Here is a 2,448-nt window from a genome sequence, read left to right as displayed (position 1 = left end):
CGCCGCCACAGTCACTACGAACGCCCCAAATCACCTGTAAACCAGATCAGTTGCTCTCTTACCAGCAAGCCAGGTGCGCACATCCTTGGCGGTGAGCTTGGCGAGCTTCTTCCGCCCGAGGCCGGGGATCAAATAGAGCCGGGCAACGGCGGTGTAGCGGGTGTGGGTGTTCTCCCGGAGCTGATGGACGGCGACGCTCTGAAGCCAGTACGCCAGATACGCGGCCAGGCTGCCCTGCGCGGACGGCGCGGGGAGGCCGCGGTTACTGGCGGCGATCTTCTCGGTGAGTTTGGCCAGGGCTTCCTTCCGGGTGGTGCCGTAGACGTGGATGCGTTTGCGGGTGTTGCCGGGGGCGAGGACGTATCCGGCGGCTTCCCAGCGCTTGTCCTTACGTTTGGTAGACGGTTCCGTCGCCGTTGGCGCGGACGCGGCGGGAGGCGGGGGTGTCGCGGGGTGCGGACATCAGGCGGCTTCCTTTTCAAGGCGGGTGCGGATGAAGTCGGTGAGGGCGTGGGTGGGGATGCGGCGGGCGCGGCCGAGGGTGATCGAGGCGAGTTGGCCGCTGTGGAGGAGGTCGTAGACGGCGGTGCGGCCGAGCTGGAGGCGGGCCATCACCTGGGGCACCGTGAGCAGATCCAGGGCAGGGGCCGCTTCCGCGTGGAGGACTGCGAGCGGGGGTGAGGCCATCAGCGGCCCCCTTCTGCCGCGAACTGCCGTTGAAGTTCCTTGCGATGCCAGACGTCGGCCGCGAGGAGGGCAGCACCGGGGCTGTAGCCCGAGCCGAGGTAGTCCCAATGACCGACGACGAGCGTGGTCGTCGGGTCGGTCTCGGGCAGGTCGGCGTAACAAGGCGCTGAACCAGGCGAACAGTAAATCCTCTGCTTCGTCTAGCGGGTCAAGGACCTTTACGTCGGATGACCCGCTTGTCGGTGACGTGGCTAACGCAATTGAAGCCAAGTATCCTGGCCTCGTTGATGATGTGAACGTTTTGACCAAACGTCCTGATGGGTCCACGCTGACAGACTTTGATATCGAGCTGAAGAATGCCATCATCCAAGTCAAGGCGGGCCCAGGAAAAGGTGTGGGCGCACAGGTGACTCGTACTCAGCAAGGGAATATCAAACCGGTGATTGTTTATGGTCCCAAATTGCGTCCGAGTGTGGCTAAAGAAGTCAACGGTCGAGGTGGAATCGGCGTGACATCGCTGGATGATTTGCTGTCGGTTATTTCTCCATGAAATCATTGATCGTGTGCGTGGCGCGGAGTGTAACTATTGCGGAAGTCTGTGATCAGTTGCTCGGGAAAGGAATTGATGCAGAGTTTCAGGGTGAGCGCATCCTGGTCTCGTGGACAGGTGGTCTCGCATGGATCGAACCAGATTCGGCTGGTGAACTTGAGAGGGAGTATGAGTCTGACGAGATTTCTCTCATTGAGAAGCTAATCGGAAAATGGGTCGGCTTCATAATCGACTACCAGGCGCTAGAGGTGGCGAAAGTGATCGTGGCTGCAGTTTCTGAGCGGCGGGTATGTGTCGTTGATGATGACGACACATACCTGGGTCTCGGCAGTGGATATCTTGAGCGCTGAAGAATTCGAACCCTGATTCTTCTCTGCAGAAGACGACTGACCGGAACGCTCGGCGACCCACGTGGTGGTGCTCCGCTATCAGACCGGACTTGGACCTCGCTTTGCAGGTCTGCCTGAGTTTCATCGAAGAGCTCGTCTGTCTGAAGAGCGAGACGGCTTAATCCCTGTGATCTACTGGCTGCGTCACCGATCGCCGATTCTGCTTTCGGCGGGCGCGGTGTGACGCGTGGGGAATGGAGTCGCGGTGATCATTGTGGAATGCGGCCGTCGTGCCGCAGGTTCGGCCGGACGAGGTGTCCGCTGAGTATGTCGGTGTGTATGTAGCACAGTGCGAACGTCCTGCTTCCTCCGAGCCTGGACGTGCTGTGTGGGCGGTCGTGAAACTGAGTCAGGCGCTTGGCGGGATGACGATGAGAGCCTTGTTGGGGGCCGGGTTTTCGCTGGGCTCTCAGGCGTCGGGGGCCTTGTTCGAAGTTCCGTAAGGTGAGCCGATGGATCTTGATGCGACTGCCGGGTGCAGCAATGAGCTTGGTCGTCCATTGGTGGCTGGATTGCCACGCGACTTCGCCAATGCTGCGCTCGATGGGCTGGCCTGGGATAGTGCGGCCGAGGCTTTGCCTGTCGGGCGCTGCGCGTTGACTGCGCTGGGTTCGACGAGGGTCCTCCGAGATGGCGTTCAAGCTCACAGGAGATCTGCTGAGGTGTGTTGTAGCTGCTCAGCTGCACGATGACGGAGAACCGCTAGCAACGGCTCAGGCCGTGGTGCGCGCGCGGTGATGCCAGGCCCCTCTGCCTGTTGAGTGAGCTTCTTCGAGCTGGCCACCGATCAGGTGACGGTCCACGAAGCACAACGAGCGAGGC

The 2,448-nt window shown here is 60.9% G+C and carries 3 protein-coding genes and 1 pseudogene; 2 read left to right on the top strand and 2 right to left on the bottom strand.

Annotated elements, in window-relative coordinates:
- Positions 1 to 48: 48 nt before the first annotated feature.
- Positions 49 to 463, bottom strand: a pseudogene (locus IEY89_RS40050) (tyrosine-type recombinase/integrase); the annotation flags it as partial.
- On the bottom strand, positions 463 to 687 hold the full coding sequence (locus IEY89_RS40045; protein WP_189152438.1) for a helix-turn-helix domain-containing protein: 225 nt from the start codon (positions 685 to 687) through the stop codon (positions 463 to 465). The pseudogene IEY89_RS40050 and the gene IEY89_RS40045, both read right to left, overlap by 1 nt.
- Before the next feature lie 247 nt (positions 688 to 934).
- Here IEY89_RS40045 and IEY89_RS40040 point away from each other — a divergent pair, with 247 nt between their 5' ends.
- Together IEY89_RS40040 and IEY89_RS40035 are read left to right on the top strand one after the other, a co-directional pair.
- A complete protein-coding gene (locus tag IEY89_RS40040; RefSeq protein ID WP_189152437.1) occupies positions 935 to 1,237 on the top strand; it encodes a hypothetical protein in 303 nt (100 codons plus the stop codon).
- Positions 1,234 to 1,587, top strand: coding sequence for a hypothetical protein (locus IEY89_RS40035; RefSeq protein ID WP_189152436.1), 354 nt, complete (start codon positions 1,234 to 1,236; stop codon positions 1,585 to 1,587). The genes IEY89_RS40040 and IEY89_RS40035 overlap by 4 nt, the downstream gene beginning before the upstream one ends.
- The last annotated feature ends 861 nt before the right edge of the window (positions 1,588 to 2,448 follow it).

Origin of the sequence: Streptomyces lacrimifluminis, from assembly GCF_014646095.1 — a bacterium.
Lineage (GTDB): Bacteria > Actinomycetota > Actinomycetes > Streptomycetales > Streptomycetaceae > Streptomyces > Streptomyces lacrimifluminis.
This window is presented reverse-complemented; position numbering and strand designations above follow the sequence as displayed.

What these genes read in the sequence shown, in the direction of transcription:
- IEY89_RS40045 (WP_189152438.1), bottom strand. Translation starts at nt 687, where the DNA reads ATGGCCTCACCCCCGCTCGCAGTCCTCCACGCGGAAGCGGCCCCTGCC.
- IEY89_RS40035 (WP_189152436.1), top strand. Translation starts at nt 1,234, where the DNA reads ATGAAATCATTGATCGTGTGCGTGGCGCGGAGTGTAACTATTGCGGAA.